This is a genomic window from Stenotrophomonas africana, from assembly GCF_013004645.1.
GTDB lineage: Bacteria > Pseudomonadota > Gammaproteobacteria > Xanthomonadales > Xanthomonadaceae > Stenotrophomonas > Stenotrophomonas africana.
In genome coordinates, this window is record NZ_JABEME010000001.1 from 503,925 (window position 1) to 525,594 (window position 21,670).

The 21,670-nt window shown below is 67.6% G+C and carries 25 protein-coding genes; 14 read left to right on the forward strand and 11 right to left on the reverse strand.

Annotated features, from left to right (window positions below; translation table 11 throughout):
* The first annotated feature begins 2 nt into the window (after positions 1-2).
* From mdcC to HLA98_RS02605, 8 genes are all read left to right on the forward strand, one after another.
* Positions 3-323 carry a malonate decarboxylase acyl carrier protein gene (gene mdcC, locus HLA98_RS02570; RefSeq protein ID WP_057499716.1) on the forward strand — a complete coding sequence of 107 codons (321 nt, stop codon included), beginning with the start codon at positions 3-5 and terminating at the stop codon, positions 321-323.
* Positions 320-1,228, forward strand: coding sequence for a biotin-independent malonate decarboxylase subunit beta (locus tag HLA98_RS02575; protein ID WP_057499717.1), 909 nt, complete (start codon positions 320-322; stop codon positions 1,226-1,228). The genes mdcC and HLA98_RS02575 overlap by 4 nt, the downstream gene beginning before the upstream one ends.
* A gap of 2 nt (positions 1,229-1,230) precedes the next feature.
* Positions 1,231-1,935 carry a biotin-independent malonate decarboxylase subunit gamma gene (mdcE, locus tag HLA98_RS02580; protein WP_057499798.1) on the forward strand — a complete coding sequence of 235 codons (705 nt, stop codon included), beginning with the start codon at positions 1,231-1,233 and terminating at the stop codon, positions 1,933-1,935.
* Positions 1,928-2,569, forward strand: a complete 642-nt coding sequence (gene mdcG, locus HLA98_RS02585; RefSeq protein WP_057499718.1) for a malonate decarboxylase holo-[acyl-carrier-protein] synthase — start codon at positions 1,928-1,930, stop codon at positions 2,567-2,569. The genes mdcE and mdcG overlap by 8 nt, the downstream gene beginning before the upstream one ends.
* The gene (mdcB, locus tag HLA98_RS02590) at positions 2,566-3,423 is read left to right on the forward strand and encodes a triphosphoribosyl-dephospho-CoA synthase MdcB (RefSeq protein ID WP_057499719.1); all 858 of its coding nucleotides are present in this window, start codon (positions 2,566-2,568) and stop codon (positions 3,421-3,423) included. Before mdcG ends, mdcB begins: the two co-directional genes overlap by 4 nt.
* Positions 3,420-4,340 (forward strand): malonate decarboxylase subunit epsilon, encoded by a 921-nt coding sequence (mdcH, locus tag HLA98_RS02595; protein WP_057499720.1) that lies wholly within the window; start codon positions 3,420-3,422, stop codon positions 4,338-4,340. Before mdcB ends, mdcH begins: the two co-directional genes overlap by 4 nt.
* Before the next feature lie 104 nt (positions 4,341-4,444).
* Positions 4,445-5,812, forward strand: coding sequence for an SLC13 family permease (locus tag HLA98_RS02600; RefSeq protein WP_049445977.1), 1,368 nt, complete (start codon positions 4,445-4,447; stop codon positions 5,810-5,812).
* Positions 5,813-5,868: 56 nt separating this feature from the next.
* Positions 5,869-6,588 (forward strand): GntR family transcriptional regulator, encoded by a 720-nt coding sequence (locus tag HLA98_RS02605; RefSeq protein WP_057499721.1) that lies wholly within the window; start codon positions 5,869-5,871, stop codon positions 6,586-6,588.
* Between the two features lie 92 nt (positions 6,589-6,680).
* On the opposite strand, the gene HLA98_RS02610 is transcribed toward HLA98_RS02605, so the two are convergent.
* Positions 6,681-7,022 (reverse strand): hypothetical protein, encoded by a 342-nt coding sequence (locus HLA98_RS02610; protein WP_057499722.1) that lies wholly within the window; start codon positions 7,020-7,022, stop codon positions 6,681-6,683.
* A gap of 151 nt (positions 7,023-7,173) precedes the next feature.
* Between HLA98_RS02610 and HLA98_RS02615 the strand changes: the two genes are divergently transcribed.
* Positions 7,174-8,121, forward strand: a complete 948-nt coding sequence (locus tag HLA98_RS02615) for a nucleoside hydrolase (protein WP_057499723.1) — start codon at positions 7,174-7,176, stop codon at positions 8,119-8,121.
* 4 nt (positions 8,122-8,125) lie between these two features.
* Here the strand turns inward: HLA98_RS02615 and HLA98_RS02620 are convergent, their stop codons facing one another.
* The 6 genes from HLA98_RS02620 to HLA98_RS02645 form a co-directional block, all read right to left on the reverse strand.
* A complete protein-coding gene (locus HLA98_RS02620; protein WP_057499724.1) occupies positions 8,126-9,385 on the reverse strand; it encodes an MFS transporter in 1,260 nt (419 codons plus the stop codon).
* Positions 9,386-9,466: 81 nt separating this feature from the next.
* Complete coding sequence (locus tag HLA98_RS02625) at positions 9,467-10,477, reverse strand: hypothetical protein (RefSeq protein ID WP_057499725.1); 1,011 nt, start codon at positions 10,475-10,477, stop codon at positions 9,467-9,469.
* A 103-nt stretch (positions 10,478-10,580) separates the two neighbouring features.
* On the reverse strand, positions 10,581-11,894 hold the full coding sequence (locus HLA98_RS02630; RefSeq protein ID WP_057499726.1) for an ATP-binding protein: 1,314 nt from the start codon (positions 11,892-11,894) through the stop codon (positions 10,581-10,583).
* Positions 11,891-12,631, reverse strand: a complete 741-nt coding sequence (locus tag HLA98_RS02635) for a response regulator (RefSeq protein ID WP_032960784.1) — start codon at positions 12,629-12,631, stop codon at positions 11,891-11,893. The genes HLA98_RS02630 and HLA98_RS02635 overlap by 4 nt, the downstream gene beginning before the upstream one ends.
* 58 nt (positions 12,632-12,689) lie before the next feature.
* Positions 12,690-13,235 carry a redoxin family protein gene (locus HLA98_RS02640; RefSeq protein ID WP_057499727.1) on the reverse strand — a complete coding sequence of 182 codons (546 nt, stop codon included), beginning with the start codon at positions 13,233-13,235 and terminating at the stop codon, positions 12,690-12,692.
* A gap of 3 nt (positions 13,236-13,238) precedes the next feature.
* A complete protein-coding gene (locus tag HLA98_RS02645) occupies positions 13,239-14,033 on the reverse strand; it encodes an alpha/beta fold hydrolase (protein WP_057499728.1) in 795 nt (264 codons plus the stop codon).
* A 341-nt stretch (positions 14,034-14,374) separates the two neighbouring features.
* On the opposite strand from HLA98_RS02645, the gene HLA98_RS02650 reads away from it, so the two are divergent.
* The 5 genes from HLA98_RS02650 (at position 14,375) to HLA98_RS02670 (ending at position 17,943) form a co-directional block, all read left to right on the forward strand.
* Positions 14,375-15,019 (forward strand): HvfX family Cu-binding RiPP maturation protein, encoded by a 645-nt coding sequence (locus HLA98_RS02650; RefSeq protein WP_057499729.1) that lies wholly within the window; start codon positions 14,375-14,377, stop codon positions 15,017-15,019.
* Between the two features lie 95 nt (positions 15,020-15,114).
* A complete protein-coding gene (locus tag HLA98_RS02655; RefSeq protein ID WP_057499730.1) occupies positions 15,115-15,591 on the forward strand; it encodes an HvfA family oxazolone/thioamide-modified RiPP metallophore in 477 nt (158 codons plus the stop codon).
* Between the two features lie 56 nt (positions 15,592-15,647).
* Complete coding sequence (locus HLA98_RS02660; protein WP_057499731.1) at positions 15,648-16,493, forward strand: HvfB family MNIO-type RiPP peptide maturase; 846 nt, start codon at positions 15,648-15,650, stop codon at positions 16,491-16,493.
* A complete protein-coding gene (locus HLA98_RS02665) occupies positions 16,486-17,220 on the forward strand; it encodes an HvfC family RiPP maturation protein (RefSeq protein ID WP_057499732.1) in 735 nt (244 codons plus the stop codon). The genes HLA98_RS02660 and HLA98_RS02665 overlap by 8 nt, the downstream gene beginning before the upstream one ends.
* Before the next feature lie 51 nt (positions 17,221-17,271).
* Entirely contained in the window at positions 17,272-17,943 is a 672-nt protein-coding gene (locus HLA98_RS02670) for a ferric reductase-like transmembrane domain-containing protein (RefSeq protein ID WP_057499733.1), read from the forward strand.
* 12 nt (positions 17,944-17,955) lie between these two features.
* On the opposite strand, the gene HLA98_RS02675 is transcribed toward HLA98_RS02670, so the two are convergent.
* The 4 genes from HLA98_RS02675 to HLA98_RS02690 all read right to left on the reverse strand — a co-directional run bounded on the left by HLA98_RS02675 (position 17,956) and on the right by HLA98_RS02690 (position 21,500).
* The gene (locus HLA98_RS02675) at positions 17,956-19,092 is read right to left on the reverse strand and encodes a metallophosphoesterase (protein WP_057499734.1); all 1,137 of its coding nucleotides are present in this window, start codon (positions 19,090-19,092) and stop codon (positions 17,956-17,958) included.
* A gap of 134 nt (positions 19,093-19,226) precedes the next feature.
* Entirely contained in the window at positions 19,227-20,765 is a 1,539-nt protein-coding gene (locus HLA98_RS02680; protein WP_057499735.1) for a TerC family protein, read from the reverse strand.
* 43 nt (positions 20,766-20,808) lie between these two features.
* Positions 20,809-21,033: a helix-turn-helix domain-containing protein gene (locus HLA98_RS02685; RefSeq protein ID WP_057499736.1), complete on the reverse strand. Its 225-nt coding sequence runs from the start codon at positions 21,031-21,033 to the stop codon at positions 20,809-20,811.
* A complete protein-coding gene (locus tag HLA98_RS02690) occupies positions 21,033-21,500 on the reverse strand; it encodes a DUF2975 domain-containing protein (RefSeq protein ID WP_057499799.1) in 468 nt (155 codons plus the stop codon). The genes HLA98_RS02685 and HLA98_RS02690 overlap by 1 nt, the downstream gene beginning before the upstream one ends.
* Positions 21,501-21,670: the final 170 nt, after the last annotated feature.

Consider the following 21,670-nt stretch of genomic DNA (forward strand, 5'->3'; position numbering starts at 1 on the left):
GCATGGAAACCCTCGACTATCGATTCGAAGGCCACACTGCGGTGCAGTTTCCGCGCGACGCGGTGCTGGTCGGCGTGCTGGCCTCGGGCAACCTGGAAATCCTGCTGGAACCCGCTGCGCTGGATGGCGCGATGAAGGTGCGCATCATTACCGCCGCGAAGGGCTTCGGCAGCGTGTGGCAAGCGGTGATCAACGACTTCGCACAGCGTCATCCGCTGCGCGATGTACGCATCTCGATCAACGATGCCGGTGCCACCCCGGCGGTGGTCAGCCTGCGCCTGGACCAGGCCGTGGAAACCCTGCTTGCTGGAGAAGAACGATGAACCGGACGCAGCGCCACAGCTACTACGAGGCCGATGCGCGCGAGCGTATCGCCGGCCTGGTCGATGCCGGCTCGTTCCGTGAATTCCTCGGCCCGGCGCGGCGGATGATAAGCCCGCACCTGGCACAGCTCGACCAGCCCGCGGCGTTCGACGACGGCATTGTTGTTGGCGAAGCCACACTGCGCGGCCGACGCGTGCTGCTGGCCGCACAGCAGGGTGAATTCATGGGCGGCGGCGTGGGCGAGGTGCACGGCGCCAAGCTGACCGGGCTGCTGCGTCGTGCGGCGGAAACCCGCCCTGACGGCGTGCTGCTCCTGCTCGATACCGGCGGTGTGCGGCTGCACGAAGCCAATGCTGGGCTCATCGCCATTTCCGAGATCATGCGCGCCACTCTGGACGCGCGTGCAGCGGGCGTGCCGGTGATCGCGCTGATCGGCAGCGGTAACGGCGCATTCGGTGGCATGGGCATCGTTGCTCGTTGCTGCAGCATGGTGATCATGTCCGAGGAAGGCCGGCTGTCGCTGTCCGGGCCAGAGGTGATCGAAACCGTGCGTGGCGTGGAAGAGTTCGATTCCCGCGACCGCGCACTGGTCTGGCGCGTAACGGGAGGCAAGCACCGCTACCTGATCGACCAGGCGCAGGTGCTGGTGCCCGATGCCATCGAGGCGTTCGCGCAAGCGGCATTCAATGCGCTGCAGCCTGATACCAGCAGTACCGATGCGGATACTGCGCTGGCCGCGCTGCAGGAACGCCATCTGGCATTGAAGGCGCGCGTGCAGGCCTGGAGCGATTGCCGCGATGGCCTTGAGATCTGGGCGCGGCTGGGCATTGCCCTCCCCGAACGCCTGCCACTGCTCGACACCGATGAATTCCTCATCGCCACCGCCGACCGGAGCCTGCCATGAGCATGCCGTTGCAGACACTGCTCGATGCCCTGTTTCCGCATGGGCATGCCGTTGCGGTGAACGATTCGGTGCTGACCGGCAGCGCCACCACCGACGACGGCGACGTGACCGTGATCGGCACCGCCGACAAGCTCGAGGTGGGCGTGGACCACGCACTGGTACTGGCCGAAACGGTGCTGGCCAGCACCGGCGCACATCCACAGCGGCCGATCGTGATGCTGGTGGATACCGCCGGCCAGCGCCTGGCGCGGCGCGACGAACTGCTTGGCATCAATGGTTACTTTGCGCATCTCGCGCAGACGCTCAATCTGGCACGCCGCCGTGGTGCGCGCCTGATCACCCTGGTCTACGGTGAATCAGTCAGTGGCGGCTTCCTCTCATTCGGCCTGATGGCCGACCACATCCACGCCCTGCCCGATGCACAGGTGCGGGTGATGGACCTGCGCGCAATGGCACGGGTGACCAAGCAGCCGCTGGATAAACTGCAGGCGCTGAGCCAGACCTCACCGGTGTTCGCACCGGGCGTGGAGAACTACGTGGCGATGGGTGCGGTGGAATCGCTGTGGGAGGGCGATCTTGCCCAGCACCTTCTGCAGGCCCTGCGCACGCCCGCCGATGGCGACCGCCGCGCCGTGCGCGGAGCCGAACGTGGCGGGCGCATGCTGGCCGCACGCGTGGCTGAAGCGGTGAGCCAGGGCGATGCCTGAGCGGCTGCCCCGCCATACGCTGGTCTGGCTGTCAGCGCACGCCGGCTGGCAGGCGGACATCGCCGCGCATGAGTCGCGCCTGGCCGACTGGTTTGCGCAGGGCCGCCCGGCCATCGTCGCGCGGCGTGCCGCCGACGATCCCGATCCACGCCTGCGTCTCGGCGTGCCCCTGCCGCCCGCCGAGGGCAAACTGCGCCTGGGCCTGCGCGTGCCAGCACACGATGTGCTGCGCACCACGCCGCCGCCGGCACTTCAGACGGTGCTGAAAGGCGACGTTCCCCAGGACTGGCGGCGGCCCCTTGAAGTGCTGCAGAACATCGCTGAGGCGCGCGTATTTGGTGCCTTCGCATGGCAGCACCTTACTGGCCTGCGCTATGTGCACGCGCGCTCGGACGTCGATCTGCTGTGGCCGATCGACACCACCGCGCAGGCCGATGCCCTGGCTGCACGGCTACAGGCATGGGAAGCCGAACACGACCGGCGGGTCGATGGCGAGCTGTGCCTGGGCCACGACGCCGCCGTGAACTGGCGGGAGTACGCCGGACGCAGCCGCGAGGTACTGGTCAAGCGCCTCGAGGGTGCCGCACTGGAACTACGCGATGCGTTGTTCGCCTCCGCCGGGGTGAGCGCATGAACGCCGTCGTGCAATCGGTAGTCACGCCGGCAGCTGCCGTGGACAGCGCGCGTCTGGGGCGCCTCGCCGTCGCCAGCCTGCATGCGGAGCTGGCGCTGGCACCCAAGCCCGGACTGGTCACACCATTCGACAGCGGCAGCCATCACGACATGGACGCCGGCACATTCCTGCGCAGCCTGTTCGCGCTGCGCCACTATTTCACCGCCGTGGCCCACCTCGGTGCAGCCGGGGCGGACTTCGACGCCTTGCGCCGGTGTGGCATCGCCGCCGAAATCGCGATGCTGCGCGCAACCGCCGGCGTCAATACCCATCGTGGCGCGGTCTTCAGTCTCGGCCTACTGGTGGCGGCCGCCGCGGCCTGTCGCTCCCGCCTGGGCCATGCCGCCACGGGTGAGCAGGTCTGCCAGGACGTGCGCCGCTGGTCTGTCGAGCTCGCCGACGCACCCCTGGATGCGAACAGCCCTGGCCAGCGCGCGCGTGCACGGCACGGCGTGCAGGGTGTGCGCGAACAAGCGGCCGCTGGCTTTCCGCTGCTGCGCGGCGTGGCACTGCCTACCCTGCGTCACGCACTGGCCAGCGGCCTGCCACGCGAGGCCGCGATGTGCCAGACCCTGATGCAGCTGATCGCGTGCGTGGATGACCTCAACCTGCTGCACCGTGGCGGCGCCGACGGCCTGCGCTGGGCCCAGCGACAGGCCCGCACCTTCCTGGAAGCGGGCGGCACCTTCGCGCCGGACTGGCAGGCACATCTGCGTCGCATCGGTGACGGCTTCGTCGCGCGCCGGCTGAGCCCGGGCGGCAGCGCAGACCTGTTGGCCTGCAGCGGGTTCCTGCTGCAGCAGGAGCGTGCATGAGCCTGGCCCTGCTCTGCCCCGGCCAAGGCGCGCAGCACGCAGCGATGTTCGACCGCGTGCGCGATCTTCCGGCCGCACGCCACACCCTTGATGCGGCCAGCACGGTGCTCGGCCGCGATGTGCTTTCCGCCGCTGCGGCCGACGGCCGTTTCGACAATGCGCAGGCGCAGCCGCTGCTGTGCGCGGCCAGCCTGGCGCAGTGGCACGGGCTGCGCGACAGCGTGCCAACGCCGACGCTGATCGCGGGCTACAGCATCGGCGAGTTGGCCGCGCATGCCATCGCCGGCAGCTTCGATGCGACCACCTGCCTTGCCCTGGCGGCGCAGCGCGCGCAGTTGATGGACGGCGCCAGCCCCGCCGATGCAGGCCTGCAGGCCGTGCTTGGCCTGGAACGCCATGTACTGCAGCCGCTGTGCGATCTGCACGGTGCGCACGTGGCCATCGCCAACGGGCAGGACCATTTCATCGTGGGCGGCACGCACGCCTCGTTGCTGCGGCTGGCCGATGCAGCGCAGGCGCAGGGTGCGGACATCCGTCCGCTGCCGGTGCACGTGCCTGCACACACACCGTTGCTGGCGGCGGCGGTAGCACCGTTTGCTGCCGCACTCGATGCCTCGCCACTGCAGGCTCCACGCCTGCCGCTGCTGGCCGGCATCGATGCGCGACCGGTGCGGGATCGCGCAATGGCGGTCCACACGCTGTCGGCGCAGCTGGCACAGACCATCGAATGGGCGCAGCTGATGCGCCAGGCCTTCGAGCGCGGCGCGCGGGTTTTCCTGCAGCTGGGCCCGGGCAACGCGCTGGCGCGCATGGTCGCACCGGCCTATCCGTGCTGCGAAGTGCGCGCGGTGGAAGAGTTCCAGAGCCTTGAAGGCGCCGCGGCGTGGGTCCGCAGTGCGCTGGAGCGGCTGCAGTAACGGGTTCGAGCAGTACGTATCACGCATCACGCCGTACGTCGCCTTACCCCGGGATGGCGGGTCTCCATCCGCGCTGTACGTGAGTCACGTGTCTGGGAGGGCGCATGAGTCCACAAATCGCAACGATCATCGGTCTGGTGATCATGTTCATCGTCGCCACCGCGATGCCAATCAACATGGGTGCCGTCGCCTTCGCGCTGGCCTTCATCATCGGCGGGCTGTGGGTCGACATGGGCGGCAAGGAGGTCCTGGCCGGGTTCCCCGGCGATCTGTTCCTGACCCTGGTCGGCATCACCTACCTGTTCGCCATCGCGCAGAAGAACGGCACCATCGACCTGCTGGTGCACTGGGCAGTAAAAGCCGTGCGCGGCCATATCGTGGCCATCCCTTGGGTGATGTTCGTGATCACCGCGGTGCTGACCGCCTTCGGCGCGCTCGGCCCGGCAGCGGTGGCCATCATCGGCCCGGTCGCGCTGCGTTTTGCCAAGCAGTACAACATCAACCCGCTGATGATGGGCCTGCTGGTCATCCATGGTGCGCAGGCCGGCGGCTTCTCGCCGATCAGCGTGTACGGCAGCATCACCAACGGCGTGGTGCAGAAGGCCGGGCTGGAAGTGACCGAGATGGCAGTGTTCCTGACCAGCCTGGGCTTCAACTTCATGATGGCGACGATCTGCTTCTTCGCCTTCGGTGGCATCGCCCTGCTGCGTCGCGGCTCGATCACCGCAGCAGGAACGATCGGCAATGCCGAACTGGCAATGGCCGGTGGCCCGCAGGCGTCGTCACGCCAGTTCGCGATCGAAGGCCATGGCGCGCTGGTCGCAGCAGGCGGCGGCACGCTCAGCAATGATCCGGCGGCACTGGATGCGGTGGGCCTGACCCGCGAGCGCCTGTTCACCCTGATCGGCCTGCTCGGCCTGGGCGTGGCTGCGCTGATCTACAACCTCAATGTCGGTCTGGTCTCGATCACCGTGGCGGTGGCGCTGGCGCTGCTGTCGCCACAAAGCCAGAAGGGTGCGGTCGATGGCATCAGCTGGTCCACCGTGCTGCTGATCTGCGGTGTGGTGACCTACATCGGCGTGCTGGAACATGCCGGCGCGGTGGACTTCATCGGCAATGGTGTGTCCGACATCGGCATCCCGCTGCTGGGTGCACTGCTGGTCTGCTACGTGGGTGGCATCGTCTCTGCATTCGCCTCGTCGGCCGCAGTGCTGGGCGCCACGATTCCACTGGCCGTGCCGTTCCTGATGCAGGGCCACCTCAGTGCGGCCGGCGTGATCTGTGCGCTGGCGGTGTCATCCACCATCGTCGATGTCAGCCCGTTCTCAACCAATGGCGCGCTGGTGGTGGCTTCGGCCGCGAAGGAAGAGCGCGAAACCCTGTTCCGCCGCTTCCTGGTCTACAGCGGCCTGGTGGTGGCCCTGGGGCCGTTGTTGGCCTGGCTGGTGTTCGTGGTGCCGGGCTGGATGTAACCGCCGAACGGTCGTGCCGGCCACTGGTCGGCACGACCTGGCGTTACACTCTGCGCATGGCTATTGCCCCTGCCCCGCGGTCACCGAAGAAGCGCGCGCCTCTGTATGAAGAGGTGGCCGAACACGTGCGCGAACGCATCTACGATTACCGCCTGCCGCCGGGTGAGTGGATCGACGAGCCCGCGCTGTGCGAAGAACTGGGCATCAGCCGCACACCACTGCGCGAAGCGCTGAAGCTGCTGGCCGCCGAAGGTCTGGTGCAGATTGACGCGGGTCGTGGCAGCAGGGTCACCCGACTGACGCTGGAAGACCTCAACCAGCTGTTTCCGGTAATGGCGATGCTGGAAGGCCGCTGCGCGCACGAGGCGGTGAAGCACATCGACGATGCCGGCGTGCAGCAGCTGGAAGACCTGCATGCAGCAATGGAGACGGCAGCGGCCGAAGGCAACATCGCCGAGTACTACCGCAACAACTACCTCATTCACGAGACCGTGCAGCATTACGCCGGCAACCCGTGGCTGATCCGCATCACCCACGATCTGCATCGCATCCTGAAGATGCATCGCGGCCGCCAGCTGCTGACACCGGGGCGCACCGCGCAGTCGCTGGCCGAACATCGCGAGCTGATGGAGTGCTTCCGACGCCGCGACGCGCAGGCTGCCGAACGCACCATGGAGCGCCATCTGCTGAGCCAGGGCCAGGCTCTGGCCGCCTATGTGGCAGCAGGCGGGCTGTTGAACGTGCCGGCACCGTTGCCGACCGAAGGCGGCGGTTGAGCCGATGAGGTTGCCGGCCAGCGGCCGGCACTACCCAGCCGACGTCACGCCTTGGTAGTGCCGGCCGCCGGCCGGCATCCTGGAACATCTCGTCAATCGCCACCACCGCAGCTGCCACCGTCACTGCTGCCACCGTCACTGCTGCCACCGTCGCTTCCGCAGTCGGAGCTGCTGTAGCTGTGATGGCTGTGGTTGTCACTGGCATAGCCAACGGAGGTGTCATAGCTTCCGCCGCCATCCCCCCGGCTGCCCGAGCCATCGGCCGTGGCCACTGCCAGGCACAGGATGGCGCCGACCAGCGGCAGCAGCCAGATCAGCAGCAACTGCACCGCCCGGCCGCCCGCCGACAGGCCATCCCGCCTGACGATCACCACGGTAGCCACCACGTTCAGGCCCAGCACCAGCAGGACCAACAGAAGGGCAACGATCAGCATTCGGCGACTCCGTGCCTGGACTGGGGGCATTATGGCCAGACACCCCGGCAATGGCCCTGCCTGTCATGAAGATGGGACAATGTAGGGCGCGCCGGCCTGCCTCCGGGCCGCCGGCGCCCCCCGCACCACACGGAAGAAGAAGAACAACAACATGCTGAAAGTCATTTTCGATACCGACCCGGGCGTCGACGACGCCCTGGCCCTGCTGTACCTGCACAAGCACGCCCAGATCGACCTGATCGGCGTCACCACCACCTTCGGCAACGCCTCGGTGGAGTCGACCACGCACAATGCGCTGTACCTGAAACAGGCCTGGGGCTTTGCCGCCCCGGTCGCGCGCGGCGCCGCGGGCCCGCTGCAGCCGGAAGCCACCCCGGAAGCCTGGCCGGTGCACATCCATGGCCACAACGGCCTGGGCAACCACCCGGTGCCGGACGAACTGGACGTGGCCGCCGACGCGCGTCCCGCCCACCAGCTGATCATCGACCTGGTCCGCGCCCATCCGGGCGAGGTGACCCTGGTCGCGGTCGGCCGCATGACCAACCTGGCCCTTGCCCTGCAGCAGGCGCCGGACATCGCCGGCCTGGTGCGCGGCGTGGTGATCATGGGCGGCGCCTTCCACGTCAACGGCAACATCACCCCGGCCGCCGAGGCCAACATCTGGGGCGACGCCGAAGCGGCCGACGTGGTGTTCACCGCCAGCTGGCCGGTCACCGCCATCGGCCTGGACGTGACCACCCGCGTGGAAATGGACCGTGACGGTCTGGACAAGCTGGCCGCCATCGGCGGTGCCGATGCCGAACTGGTGCGTGCGCTGTCGCAGGATTACGTGGACTTCTATCTGCAGGCCGGCCACAAGGGCATGGTCGTGCACGACTGCTGCGCCTGCATCGCGCTGACCCGTCCGGAGCTGTTCCGGTTCGAGCGCGCCAGCGTGCGCGTGGCCACCGACGGCGTCGCCCGCGGCATGACCATTCCCAAGCCGGAAGGCCTGGCGTTCGGCCCCAGCGTGTGGGATGGCCACGTGGTGCAGTCGATTGCCATCGGCGTGGATGCGGCCGCCGTACTGGCCGACATCGAGCAGACCCTGAAGGTCTGACCCGCTAGCGCTTGGCCCTGCCCGGGACCGTCTCGGGCAGGGTCCACAGCACCGGCAGCACCAGCACTGCCACCAGCGCGATCATCGCGCCCGGCGCCGCCGCCCAGCCGCTGCGTTCCACCCACCATTGCGCCAGCCAGGGTGTTGCACCGCCAAAGAATGCAGTGGCCATGGTCACACCCAGTGCCAACCCGCTTACGCGGCCTTCGCCGGGGAACTGCTCGGCGGTGGCCGGGGCAGCCACCGCGCTTACGCCACCGGCTACGCAAGCCAGCAGCACCGCGGCCAGTGCGATGCCCACCGCCGTCGCCTGCGCCATCCACGCAAACAGGGACAGCGGCAGCAGCGCTGCCAGCACGGTCAGGCCCAGCAGCAGCGGTCGCCGGCCGTAGCGATCAGAGAGTGCACCGCACAGCGGCGTGATCGCGATCACAGCCACCGCAGCCACCGTAGACAGCCACAGCGCATCGCCTTCGTCGTGGCCCTGCGCATGCAGGAAGGCCGGCACGTAGGTGATGCCAACGTAGTAGGTGATCGAACCGAGTGCCGAGATTGCGAACGTGCGCGCTACTGCGCCGGGATGGTTGCGCAGCACGTGGCGAAGCGGCGTGGCCGGAATGCTGCCCTCACGGCGCTGACGCTCGAACTCAGGCGATTCGTGCATGCCCGAGCGTGCGACAAGGATCACCAGTGCCAACGCGGCACCGACGAAGAACGGAATACGCCAGCCCCAGCTGTCCAGCTGCACGGGCGCGAGCAGCGCCACGGTAACCGCGGAGATCGCCACTGCCAGCAGTGCGCCTACTTCACTGGCCGCCGACGCCAGCGAGGTCACCAGGCCACGCCGCCGCGCCGGCGCGCTTTCCAGCAGGTACGCCACCACCCCGGTGTACTCACCGCCCACCGAAAACGCCATCACGCAGCGCAGTACCAGAAGCAGCACGCCCGCCGTCGTACCTGCCGTGGCCGCTGTCGGCAGCAGGGCAGTGGCCAGCATTGCTGCTGCCATCAACGCCATCGAAGCCAGCAGCATCCAGCGCCGGCCCAGGCGATCGCCCAGGTGGCCGAAGCACAGCGCGCCCAGCGGGCGCATCAGGTAGGACACCGCGAAGCCGGCCAGAGTGACCAGCATCGCCTCTTTACCGCCGCCGAAGAACACCCGCGACAGCACCGTGGCGAAGTACAGGTAGAGAGTGAAGTCGTACCACTCCACTACAGTGGAAAGGCCCGCCACCCATATCGAGCGCTGCCGCGCCGCGGTCATTGCGTGTTCGCCTTCAACAGCCTCGATCCCGGATGTGCAGGTTCGAAGCAGGGTGGCATGGCCGGGGTGAAATACCGGTCATCAGCTATCCGTCGCCTGCATGTACTGGGTTTCATGGCCGGTGAAGCGCTCACCGTCAAAGCCAAAGCAGAACCGCCCTTCCTCGAACACGCGGTAGACCAGCAAGGCGCCATCAAGGCAGAACTGCGGCTGGTCCACGCCCGTTTCCAGTGTCCCGTAGCCGTTAGCCTCTCCGCCCTTCCCCGCCGGCCCGGTGAAGGCATCGATCGGCAATGGCGTGGCGCGTCCGGTGCGGGTGTCGACCAGCACCAGCGTGCGCTGGAAGTATTCGGGACGATCATCGACCTGCACCAGCAGATAGTGCTGGTTGAAATTGGGCGCCTGGTGCTGGAGCGCATCTTCGATGGCGGCCCGGTGCGGCGCATCGCAGAAGTCGACCGGGCTGTAGCGGTAGCTGCAACCGTCGTGGTCGTAGGGCAGGTTCATGCCGGAATAGCTCACGCCTGCCTGGCTGCCCAGATCGTCTCCCGGTTCCGGCGTGCTGCACAGCAGCCACGAGCGCTGCGCATCCTCGGGATCGGCCATCAACTTCGGCTCGCGGCCCGCCTCGTACGCCGCGCCACCCGGGAATTCCTGCCCGAAGCGCTGGCGGACGATGGGACGTGCCTTCTCCAGCGGCAAGCCGATCTTCGCGCCACGGAACGAGACAAAGGTCATCGTCGGCAGGATCACTTCCTCCACCGGCAGCCCCTTCCATTGCCCCTGCACGCAGAAGGTGGCGATCTCGTTCTCCTCATCCTCCTTGCAGGGCTTCGACGCGTTCGCGGCCAACCAGGGATGAGCCGGGCGGGCGGTCTGCTGATCGATGTACCAGCCGTCCAGCGCGCAGGTCGGCAAGGCGTCGAGCAGCGGAGAGAGGTCTGTTGCGGTGGCCGGGGCGGCAAGCGGTGTGCCCGCTACGGGTGCCCCGGTCGGCGCATCCGGTGTGCGCTGGCATGCCGCCAGCGCGAGTAGACCGACCAGCAGCACGACGTGGCGCGCACGCCTGATTGAATGATGCGTTCCCTGCATTGCGTGTTTCCTGGTTTCGACACCCGCTGGATGATCGCCGATCCCGAGGCCGTGCAGGAATGCCGTAGATCCACGCAATGCGTGGGCGCTCTGGCCCCGTCCGTTACCCCGGCAGCTGCAGCTCCGCCCGCAGGCCGCCACCCTCGCGGTTGAGCAGCCGCAGCGAGCCGCCCAGCGACTGCGCCAGCTGCACCGCGATGGCCAGGCCCAGGCCAGTCCCGCCGGTACCGCGATTGCGCGAGCTTTCCAGCCGGTGGAACGGCGCCAGCACTGCCTGCAGCTGGTCCTCGGGAATGCCCGGGCCACGGTCGGAAATGCTGATCCACACCCTTCCGGCCCCATCGCGACCCGCCTCGATCTCGGCGGCACCGGCGTAACGCAACGCGTTGTCGACCAGATTGCCGACCACCCGGCGCAGCGGCTGCGGCCAGGTCTGCACGACCAGTCCAGCCGGCGCACCACCACTGACCGGCTTGCCCATGTCCTCGTAATCGCCGACCACACTGGCCAGGAATGCGCCCAGGTCCATCGCCACCGGCGCGCCACTGGCGACGTGGCTGCTGCGCGCATAGGACACGCCCTCACGCACCAGTTGACCCAGGTGGTCGAGGTCGGCCAGCAGCCGCTGCTGGGTGCTGTCTTCAGGCAGGGTCTCCACCCGGAGCTTCATGCGCGTGATGGGAGTCTGCAGGTCATGCGAGATCGCGGCCAGGATCTGCAGGCGCTCACTGACATGGCCACGAATGCGTGCCTGCAGTGCATTGAGTGCGGCCGCCGCACCGCCTACTTCCGCAGGACCATCTTCAGGCAGTGCGGGCCCGTCCTTGCCCGGCTGCAGATGCTCCACCGCATGCGACAGCTGCTGCAGCGGGCGCATGGCCAGGCGCACCGCCAGCCACGCGCACACCAGCAGCAGCGCCAGCTGTAGCAGCAGCACGGCGGGCAGCCAACGCGCCAGCGGCAGGCCCGACGGGGTGACTTCAATGGTCACGGGGGTACCGTCGTGCAGGCGCAGTTCCACCTCGAACCGCTCCGGCAGGCGAGCTACCTGGCGCGTCTGCAACGGATAGCGGTGCTGCAGGCTGTCGTCGATGATCGCCGTGACCTGGCGTGCACGATCGGTCTGCAGCCCTGGTCCGGCCGCGGCCGGGCGCAGCAGGTAACGGTAGGTGCGCCGCTCCAGCCGAGGCACCCAGGCATCGCGTTGCGCCGCAGGCAGGTGCTCCAGCAGCGCGACACTGACCGCCACATCCTCGTCGAGGTTGCGCAGCATCATGCTGCGGGTGGACTGGTAACGTTCGAAGAACAGCAGGCCGAAGGACAGTGCGTGGGCCAAGGCCAGTCCGCCCAGCAGCACCAGCAGCAGCCGCGCCGACAGCGTGCGCGGCCAGCGTGGACGGCGTGCGGCCGTGTTCATTCGTCCGGCCCCAGCAACTGCACCGGCACGCTGAACACATAACCTTCGCTGCGCACGGTCTTGATGTAGGTCGGCTCGCGTGCGTCGTCACCCAGGCGCTGGCGCACGCGGCTGACCAGCAGGTCGATCGAGCGATCGAACAGTTCGGCATCGCGGCCCTGGGTGAGGCTGAGCAGCTGGTCGCGGCTGAGCACCCGATTGGCGTGATCAAGGAACACGCGCAACAGGCGGAACTCGGCGCCACTGAGCGGATACGCGGTGTCCTGCGCATCCAGCAGATGGCGTGCAGTGGTGTCCAGGCGCCACTCGCCGAAGGCCAGCTGGCGACCTGCTTCGCTCACCTGCAGGTTCGGCGGCAGCATCCGGGTGCGGCGGATCACTGCATTGATGCGTGCCAGCAGTTCGCGCGAAGAGAAGGGTTTGGTCACGTAGTCGTCAGCACCCATTTCCAGGCCGATGATGCGATCGGTCTCGTCGTCGCGGGCAGTCAGCAGCACCACCGGCACCGCACGATGCTTGCCGGCGCGCAGGTTGCGGCACAGGCTCAGTCCATCCTCGCCCGGCATCATCACGTCCAGCACCACCAGATCCACGGCATGGGTATCCATCAGCGCGCGCATGGCCCGGCCACCGTCGGCCTGGCTCACGCGCAGGCCGTTGCGTTGCAGGTAGTCAGCCAGCATCTGGCGGATCTCGCTGTCATCGTCGACGACCAGGATATGCGGTACGTGGTTCATTGCGTTCTCGATGAAGGCAGGGGGACAGCACCGCGCGGCGCGGCCATGGTAGCGCGGCTCAGGGGTTGGCCAGCAGGCGCTGGATCTCGCTTTCGGTACGTGCGTAGTCGCCCTCGCCGTAATGGCGGTAGACCACACGCCCCTGCCGGTCGAGCAGGTACAGCGCGGGCCAGAAGCGGTTGCCCCAGGCGTTCCAGATCCGGTACTGGTTGTCCTGCACCACCGGCCAGGTGATATCCAACCGTGCGATGGCCTTGCGCACGTTGCCAGGCAGCCCTTCATAGGCGAACTCCGGCGTATGCACGCCGATCACCGTCAGGCCCTGCGGCGCGTACCGTGCATGCCACTGGTGGACATACGGCGCCACGTTGAGGCAGTTGCTGCAGGTGTAGGTCCAGAACTCAACCAGCACCACCCGCCCCCGCAACTGCGTCAGCGTGAGCGGTGGGCTGTTGTGCCAGGGCCCGCCACCGTTGAACCCCGCCATCGGTACTGCATCGAGCGGCTGCGCGCCGGCATCCGCACCGGGCCATGCCAGCAACAACGCCGCTCCGCCCAGCAGGCCCAGCAACAGCGGCAATGCGTACCCTCGCAGTCCGGCCATCGCTCAGCCGCCCTGCTCGGCCAGCGGCAGTTCCGCCGGCTTCACCCCCGCTGCTTCCAGGATGCTGTCGGCCACCTGCGCTGGATGCGAAAGCAGCGACACATGGCTGCTGCCGACCGATTGCAGTTGTGCACCAATGCGACGTGCGGTCGCGGCCTGCAGCTGCGGCGACAGCATGCGGTCATCGCGGCTGAGTACGTACCAGCTCGGCTTGCTGCGCCACGCCGCAACGTTCACCACCTCGCCGAGCGCGCTGGCCTTCAACGGGACCTGCGTGCTGTACAGCAGTGCGGCGGACTTTTTCATCACGTCCGGCGCGAAGTCCTGGGCGATGGCATCCGCCGGCAAGGTCAGGTAGCCATCCCTTTCCTGCAGTCGGGCCAGGCCCGGACCAACCGGGAAACCTTCGCCCTGTTGCGCCGAAGACTGCCCGGCATCCGGCGCGAAGGCGGCCACGTACACCAGCGCCTGTACTTTCGGGTCATTGCCCGCTTCGGTGATGACCGTGCCACCCCAGCTATGGCCGACCAGCACCACCTTGCCGGGCGCGGCGGCAATCGCGCGGCGGGTGGCGGCGACGTCGTCGGCCAACGAGGTGAGCGGATTCTGTACGGCCACCGCCGGCAGCTTCCAGTCGTGCAGGGTGCTGATGACCTTGCTCCAGCTGGAGCCATCGGCGAAGGCGCCGTGCACCAGGATGACGGTGGGCGGTGCAGCCGTATCGGCCCGGGCAGCGAAGGCGGGGGCGGCGGCGCCGGCAACGGCGAGCGCGGCGGCAAGCAGCGAGGTACGGATCATGGGTGACACTCCGGTGTTGGGAGTGGCCATTTCCGCCTGCCGGTGTATCGCCGCTGTTTCTCCGTAGCGCGGAGTTGTACCGGACTGTAGAGCGCGGGCGGGTTTCTACAGTGGGATACATTCGGCCGCCGGTCCTGGCCGGGCGCTGCCGGGCGGATATCGCTCCCCGCATGCGGGCGCGCAACGCCCGATGTGCATCAACGCATCGTCTTTGTATCTGACTGTACGAAACCCCGGCCGCGACCACAGTCGCTGACAAAACCCCAGGCAACGGCACACGTTGCCGATACCTGCGCCGCCTGGAATGGCCTTCATCGACCACTGGCCCGCAGGACACCACCATGATCAGCACCGCCTCTTCCGTGTATACCCCCCGCCTGGATGCCGTTGGCCGCTGGCTCTCGCCATTGGCGCTGCGCACCCTGCTGGCCTGGGAGTTCTTTGAATCCGGCCGCGAGAAGCTGGGCGGTCAGAACTGGTTCGCCGATCTGGACGGTCGCTTTCCGTTCCCGTTCTCCACCCTGCCCGCGTCGCTGAACTGGCAGCTGGCCACCTGGCTGGAACTGGTGGGTGCGGTGATGCTGCTGCTTGGCCTGGCGACGCGCTCGGTGGCCTACATCTTCTGGGTGTTGACCGTGGTCGCCATCGCCACCGTGCACTGGCCCGACCAATGGAACGGCCTGGGTGAACTCTGGCAGGGCTATGCGATCACCGATCAGGGCTACGGCAACTTCAAGCTGCCGCTGCTGTTCCTGGCCATGCTGCTGCCGTTGATCCTCAACGGCGGTGGCGCACTCAGCGTGGACCGGCTGCTGGCCGGCCCCGGCCGCGCCACGGCAGGCAATGACGGCCTGGGCTGGGGCGTCAGCCTGATCGCCCTGCTGCTGCCGTTTGCCGCGCTGTTGCCCGGCATCGGCTTCGGCGGTGCCCTGCTCGGCGGTGTGCTGCTGCTGGGCCATCTGCTGCGCCGTCGCCGCGCCGCCTGAGCCGATTCCCCTGTTCCCGCGCGTTTCGCTTTCCGTCGCCTCTTCGGCGGCGTCCATCCCGCACGCCCCGCGTGCTTTCCCAAGGAGTCACCACCATGTCCGTCTCGACCAAGAACACCCCCTCCTCCCGCCTGCCGCGCATCGGTGCCATCGGCATCGCCCTGGCCGGTGGCCTGCTGCTGGCCGGCCAGGCCGCCGCGATCCAACCGCTGGCGATCAGCGCGGTGGCCATGAGCGCCGCCGCCGAAGGCAAGTGCGGTGAAGGCAAGTGCGGGGCCAACAAGGCCACCACCGGCAAGCCCGCTGGCAAGGCCAAGGTGGCCGAGGGCCAGTGTGGCGAAGGCAAGTGCGGCGACGCCTCGTTTACCCGCACCGACCGCGACCACGACGGCAAGGTCTCGCGTGCTGAGTTCAACGCCGTGGCCGCCACGCGTGCCGCCGAGTTCGACCGCATCGACACCAACCACGACGGCTACATCAGCGAGCAGGAAGCGCACGACTACCTGCGCAGCGTTTACACCGCCAACGGCAAGCCAATGCCGAAGGGCCTGTTCTCCCGCGTTGCCGATTGATCGACGTTCACCCGGCGCCGCCTTCGAGGCGGCGCCCTCCCTCTGGAGCATCCGCCATGTCCCTGCCCCTGCCCTTCAATGCCGCCGGTCTTGGCCTGCGCCGTGGCCTGATCGACGAACTGCTGGCAATGCCGGCCGGTGCCATCGACTTCCTCGAAGTCTCCCCCGACAACTGGATCGGCGTCGGCGGTGCACACGGCGCCGCGCTGCGCCAACTCAGCGAGCGCCACCCCTTGACCTGCCACGGACTGTCACTGTCGCTGGGCGGTCCTGATCCACTGGACCGCACCCTGCTGGCACAGACCCGTGCCTTCCTCGACGTGCACCAGGTGCAGCTGTACAGCGAACACCTGAGCTACTGCGCCGCCGGTGGCCATCTCTACGATCTGCTGCCACTGCCGTTCACCGCCGAGGCCGTACACCATGTGGCCGGCCGCATCGCCCAGGTACAGGACGTGCTGGGCCGGCGCATCGCGGTGGAGAACATCTCCTACTACGCCGTTGCCGGCGCGGACTTGAGCGAGATCGACTTCATCAACGCCGTGCTCGCCGAAGCCGACTGCGACCTGCTGCTGGACGTCAACAACGTCTTCGTCAACGCCTGCAACAACGGTTACGACGCCTTCGAATTCCTGGCCCGCGTGCCGTCCCACCGTGTCGCCTCGCTGCATGTAGCGGGCCACTTCGATGAAGACGATGGCTTCAAGATCGACACCCACGGCGCGCCGGTGAAAGGTGTGGTCTGGGCGCTGTTGCGCGAGGCCTATGCGCGGGTGGGCGTACGCCCCACGCTGCTCGAACGCGACTTCAACTTCCCGCCGCTTGCAGAACTGCTGGGCGAGGTTGAGCAGATCCGCCAGGCGCAGGCCGAGGCACGTTTGCCCGAGGTGGCCCATGGCTGAATCGCTGGCTACCCTGCAACGGCGCTGGGCCGATCATGTGCGGGACCCGTCGATGCCTGCGCCCGATGGCGTCGAGGCACGGCGGATGGCGGTCTACCGCCGCCTGTGCATTGACAGTCTGGACAGCCTGCTGGCGGGCAGCCTGCCGCGGTTGAAGTCGCAGCTGGGCGACGCCTGCTGGCGCGACACAGTGGAGCACTACTACGCCAGCCACGCCTGTCACACCCCGTTGTTCCCACGAATCGCCGGCGAGTTCGCGGGCTGGCTGGCGGTGCAGGGCACGCTGGCGCTGCCGGCCTGGGCAGCGGAAATGGCCCACTACGAGAGCACGCAGCAGTCGCTGCATATTGAAGCGCGTGACGCCGGGCCGCCGCTGCACCGCGTTCCCGCGGGCAGCGATGTGCTGGCGGTTTCGCCGTGGGTGCGGGTGCTTGGCTACCAGTGGCCGGTACATGAGGAAGAGGTGCTGGAGACGGTATCGAGCGCAGCTCCCACGCTGCTGGTGATCCAGCGCCTCGCCGATTCCAGCCTGCAGGTCGAGGAACTGTCAGCGCTTGCCTACGCGCTGCTATCGGTGTTCGGCGACGACGGCGCGCCTGTGGATGAGGCACTGCAGGTGCTGTCCGAAACACATGGCGTGGCAACGGATGCACTGCGCATGGCCTGCGCGCCCGTTCTGGACGAGCTGTGCACGGCAGGCGTGCTGGTCGCGTGGCCTGCTTTCTGAAGTTGCCGGCCAGCGGCCGGCACTACCATCCCCCTACTCCGAGGTCTCATCATGGCTCCATCCAACACTTCCTTCCTGCACGGCTGGCGCCTGTTCGTGGCCATTGCGGCGGTACTGATCGCCTTCGCGCTGGCCGCGTTCGCCCTGCATGCCGATGTGGCCGAGGGCAGCCGAGCGGCGATCCGGGTCACTGCGCGCACATCGTTCCTGCTGTTCCTGGCAGCGTTCACGGCATCGTCGTTCGCCAGCCTTGTGCCCGGCCCGTTCACGCGGTTGCTGCTGCGCGAGCGGCGCATCATCGGCCTGTCGTTCGCGTTCTCGCACCTGCTGCATGCAATTGCCATCACCAGTTTCGGCATCCTAAACCCGGCGTTCTGGCCAGCACGATCCGCGCTGGCAAACCTCCCGGGCACAGTGGGCTACATCGCCATCCTGGCGCTGGCCATCACCTCGCACCGGGGGCTCGCCCGGCGCATGGGACCCACCACCTGGCGTCGCCTGCACGTCACCGGCATGTGGATCATCGCGGCGGTCTTTACCTACTCGTACTTCAAGCGCGTGCCGGGCAACTTCTGGTATGCGGTGCCGTCGGCGCTGCTGTTCACCGCCTTCGTGGTGCGCTGGATCGCCAAGCGGGCGCAGGCGCTGCGCCGGAGTGCGCATGCGCGACCCGCGCAGTTGGGGACAGAGTCAGAGCCCTTCGCCGGTGGCAAAGGGATCTGATCCCAGTAGAGATCACGGCGCGCGGCGCAATGTCACCAGGGTGATCTCCGACGGCACGCCGATGCGCGCCGGGAAACCGGCCCACAGCCCTGCACCGTTGCTCACGTACAGGGTCATGCCGTCCACTTCATAACGCCCGGAGACATAGCCACGGTTGGCCCGCTTCACCAACTGGTCCATGCCGATGATCTGCCCGCCGTGGGTATGCCCGGACAATTGCAGCTTCACACCGCGCGCAGCGGCCTCGCGCGCATTGCGCGGGCGATGATCAAGCAGGATCACCGGCGCGGACGGATCGGCACCGGCCAACGCGGCCTCCAGATCCGGCAGCGGCTGGCCGTAGCGCGCGGCCACCGGATCGGTGACACCGGCGATGGTCAGCGCCGCATCGCCGCGCCGCACCTGCAGATGACTGTTCTCCAGCACCTGCATGTGCAGCGCGCGGAACGCCTGCATCCACGCCTGGTACTGCGCGTAGTACTCGTGGTTGCCGGTGATGGCGACGACACCGTCTGGCGCCCGCAGGTCCGCGAGTGGGCGCGCGTCGTCACGGCGGGCCTCGACACTGCCGTCGATCAGGTCGCCGGTGATCACGACCAGGTCCGGCGTCAGTGCGTTGCTCTCATCCACTACCCTGCGCACCCAGTCGCCGGTCAGCAGGCGGCTGGCGTGGATGTCGGTCAACTGCAGCACGCGATAGCCATCGAACGCGGCAGGCAAGCCGGCAATGCTCACCTCGATCTGCCGGGGTTTGGGTACCGCCATTCCCTGGCTGACGCCGTAGCCACTGACCAACAGGGCCAGCAGGGCGGCCGCCGGTCGCAGACTCCGCGTGCGCAACGCGGCTACCGCGCGTGGCCAGCGCAGCAGGCGGGAGGCGAGCAGGCCCACATCCAGCGCCAGCATCAGCAACGCCAACAGCAACACCGCCGTGGAGCCGGCGGCCAGCGTGGCGATGGCCAGCTTCGGTATCTCCGGCGAGGCCATCGTGCCCCAGAAGGTGGCGACGATGCGCAACTGCACGGCAACGCCCACCAGCAGCAGCGACAGCACGACCTTCATCCAGATGGGCATGCGCAGTGGCCAGAACAGGCGCCAGGCCACATAGAGGCCCATCAACAAACCGATCGTACTCAGCACTGCAACCATCCGGGAAAGAAAGCGGGCCCGCCATGGTGACGGTTGCGGGAGATGTTGTGTAGAGCCGAGCCCGTGCTCGGCTGCTCAGGAAGCAGTCGAGCAGGGCTCGACGCTACAGAACCCCAGTCGAGCGTGGCTCGACGCTACAGATGGCCCAGGCGTTCAACCCGCAGGCGGGCGATGCGCCGCTTCTCCATCGCCAGTACGGTGATGCGTACTTCCGCAATCTCCACCGCATCACCAATGTCCGGCAGGCGCCCCAGGCGCTCGAGCACCAGACCGGAGATGGTCATGTAGTCGGCACTGCGCGGCAGCGATATGCCCGCCAGGCGCTGCAGGTCGTCCAGGGTCAGCGCGCCATCGGCCTCCCAGCAATCTTCACCCTGGGCGACCACGCCATAGCGCTCGTCCTGGGTGTCGACCAGGTCACCGGCAATGGCCGCCAGCAGGTCGTTGGCGGTCACCAGGCCTTCCACGCTGCCGTACTCGTCCACCGCCACCGCCAACGGCACCGGATGCTGGCGGATCAGCTCCAGCGCCTGCAGCGCACTGGCGCTGGACAGCACGTACTGCGGCTCGCGCAGATTGCCTTCCAGCTGCAGCGGCTTGCCCTGCAGGAGATCGGCCAGCAGGTCGCGGCTCTGCACCACGCCACGCAGGCTGTCCAGATCACCGTCGCCCACCAGCAGCCGGGTATGCGGTGACGCCACCAGGCGTGCCACCACATCCTCCTCGCCGCGCGCCAGGTCGATCCACTGCACGTCGGCACGCACGGTCATCACGCTCGACACCGGGCGATCGGCCAGGCCCAGCACACTGCGGATCATCTCGTGCTCCGCCGGCTGCAGGCGCTCCTCGGCATCGACGTGTTCGTCTGCGGCTTCGTCGTCGTGGCCATTGGCCGGGCGCGCACCCAGCATGCGCAGCACGGCATCGGCCGTGCGCTGCCGGAACGGCTGGCGGCGCTCGTTGCGCTCACGGTTGAAGCGCACCCACTGGTTGAATGCTTCGACCAGGATCGAGAAGGCGATCGCCGCGTACAGGTAGCCCTTCGGAATCTTGTAGCCCAGGCCTTCGGCCACGAGGCTGAAACCGATCATCAGCAGGAAGCCCAGGCACAGCACCACCACCGTGGGATGCTTGTTGACGAAGCGGGTCAGCGGCTTGCTGGCCAACAGCATGAGCGCCATCGCAATGGTCACTGCGGCATACATCACGCCCAGGTTGTCGACCATGCCCACCGCGGTGATCACCGAGTCCAGCGAGAACACCGCATCGAGCACCACGATCTGCGCCACGACCATCGCGAAGCTGGCATAGACCTTCTTGCCATCCTCGTGGTGCTCGCGGCCTTCCAGCCGTTCGTGCAGCTCCATGGTGCCCTTGAACAGCAGGAACAGGCCACCGCCCAGCAGGATCAGGTCACGCCCGGAGAAGCTGTGGTCGAACAGCGTCAGCAGTGGCTCGGTCAGCTTCATGATCCAGGCCAGCGCGGCCAGCAGCACCAGCCGCATCAGCAGGGCCAGCGCCAGGCCAATCACCCGCGCGCGGTCACGCTGGTGCGGCGGCAGTTTGTCGGCAAGGATCGCGATGAACACCAGGTTGTCGATGCCGAGAACGATCTCCAGCACGACCAGGGTTGCAAGGCCCATCCATATCGAGGGGTCAGCCAACCATTCCATTTCAGGTCCGTTTCGTCAGTAGGTAAGGGAAAAGGGAAAGCACTCAGTCAGCGTCCTGCGCCTGGGTCGGGTCATGCCCGAGCAGCTCACCGGGCGTGCACTGCAGCTCACGGCAGATCGCATCGAGTGTGGAAAAGCGGATGGCGCGCGCCTTGCCGGTTTTCAGGATCGACAGGTTGGCCAGAGTGATGTCGATGCGCCCGGCCAGCTCGGACAGGGTCATGCCCCGTTCCTGCAGCATGCGGTCCAGGGTGATGACGATCGCCATCAGATGACACCATCGAGGTCATCGCGCATCGCCGCACCCACGGCGAACACGCGTGCCAGCACGAACAGCATCAGCACCGCGACCAGGCCGGTGATCGACATGCCGCCGCCCACCTCCATCCAGGTGAAGTCCGGGCCCATCCAGGCGGCGTAGGCGCCGATCAGGATCGACAGCAGCTCCATCGACAGCATCAGCCACGCCATGCGTTGCAGGCGCTGTGCATTGGCATGGGTGAACGGCCGCTCGCGCGCCGCCGACTTCAGCAGCCGCAGCAGATGGCGCAGGAACACCAGGCACAGCACCAGCAGCGCGACGATCGCGCCCAGGCCCAGGCAGAAATGCAGGAACAGATCGTTGCCATGCGCGGCGGCGGCAGCGGCATCGTGCACGCTGTCGAGCAGCCAGCGGCGGTCGTGGGCGACCAGTGGCACGGCCAGCAGTGCGGCCAGGATGCCCAGCCAGCACATCGCCCGGACGGCCTGTACGGCGGCCTGGGCCAGGGTGAACAAGCCTCGCGCGGGTCTGGCGCGGGCGGGACGAGCGGTCAAGCGGCCTCCGGCGTTGGGGCAGCATCGCCGCCCCGGGGTGAATTTATCGATAAACGATATACCACACGCCGCGTGAAAGTCTGAATCTG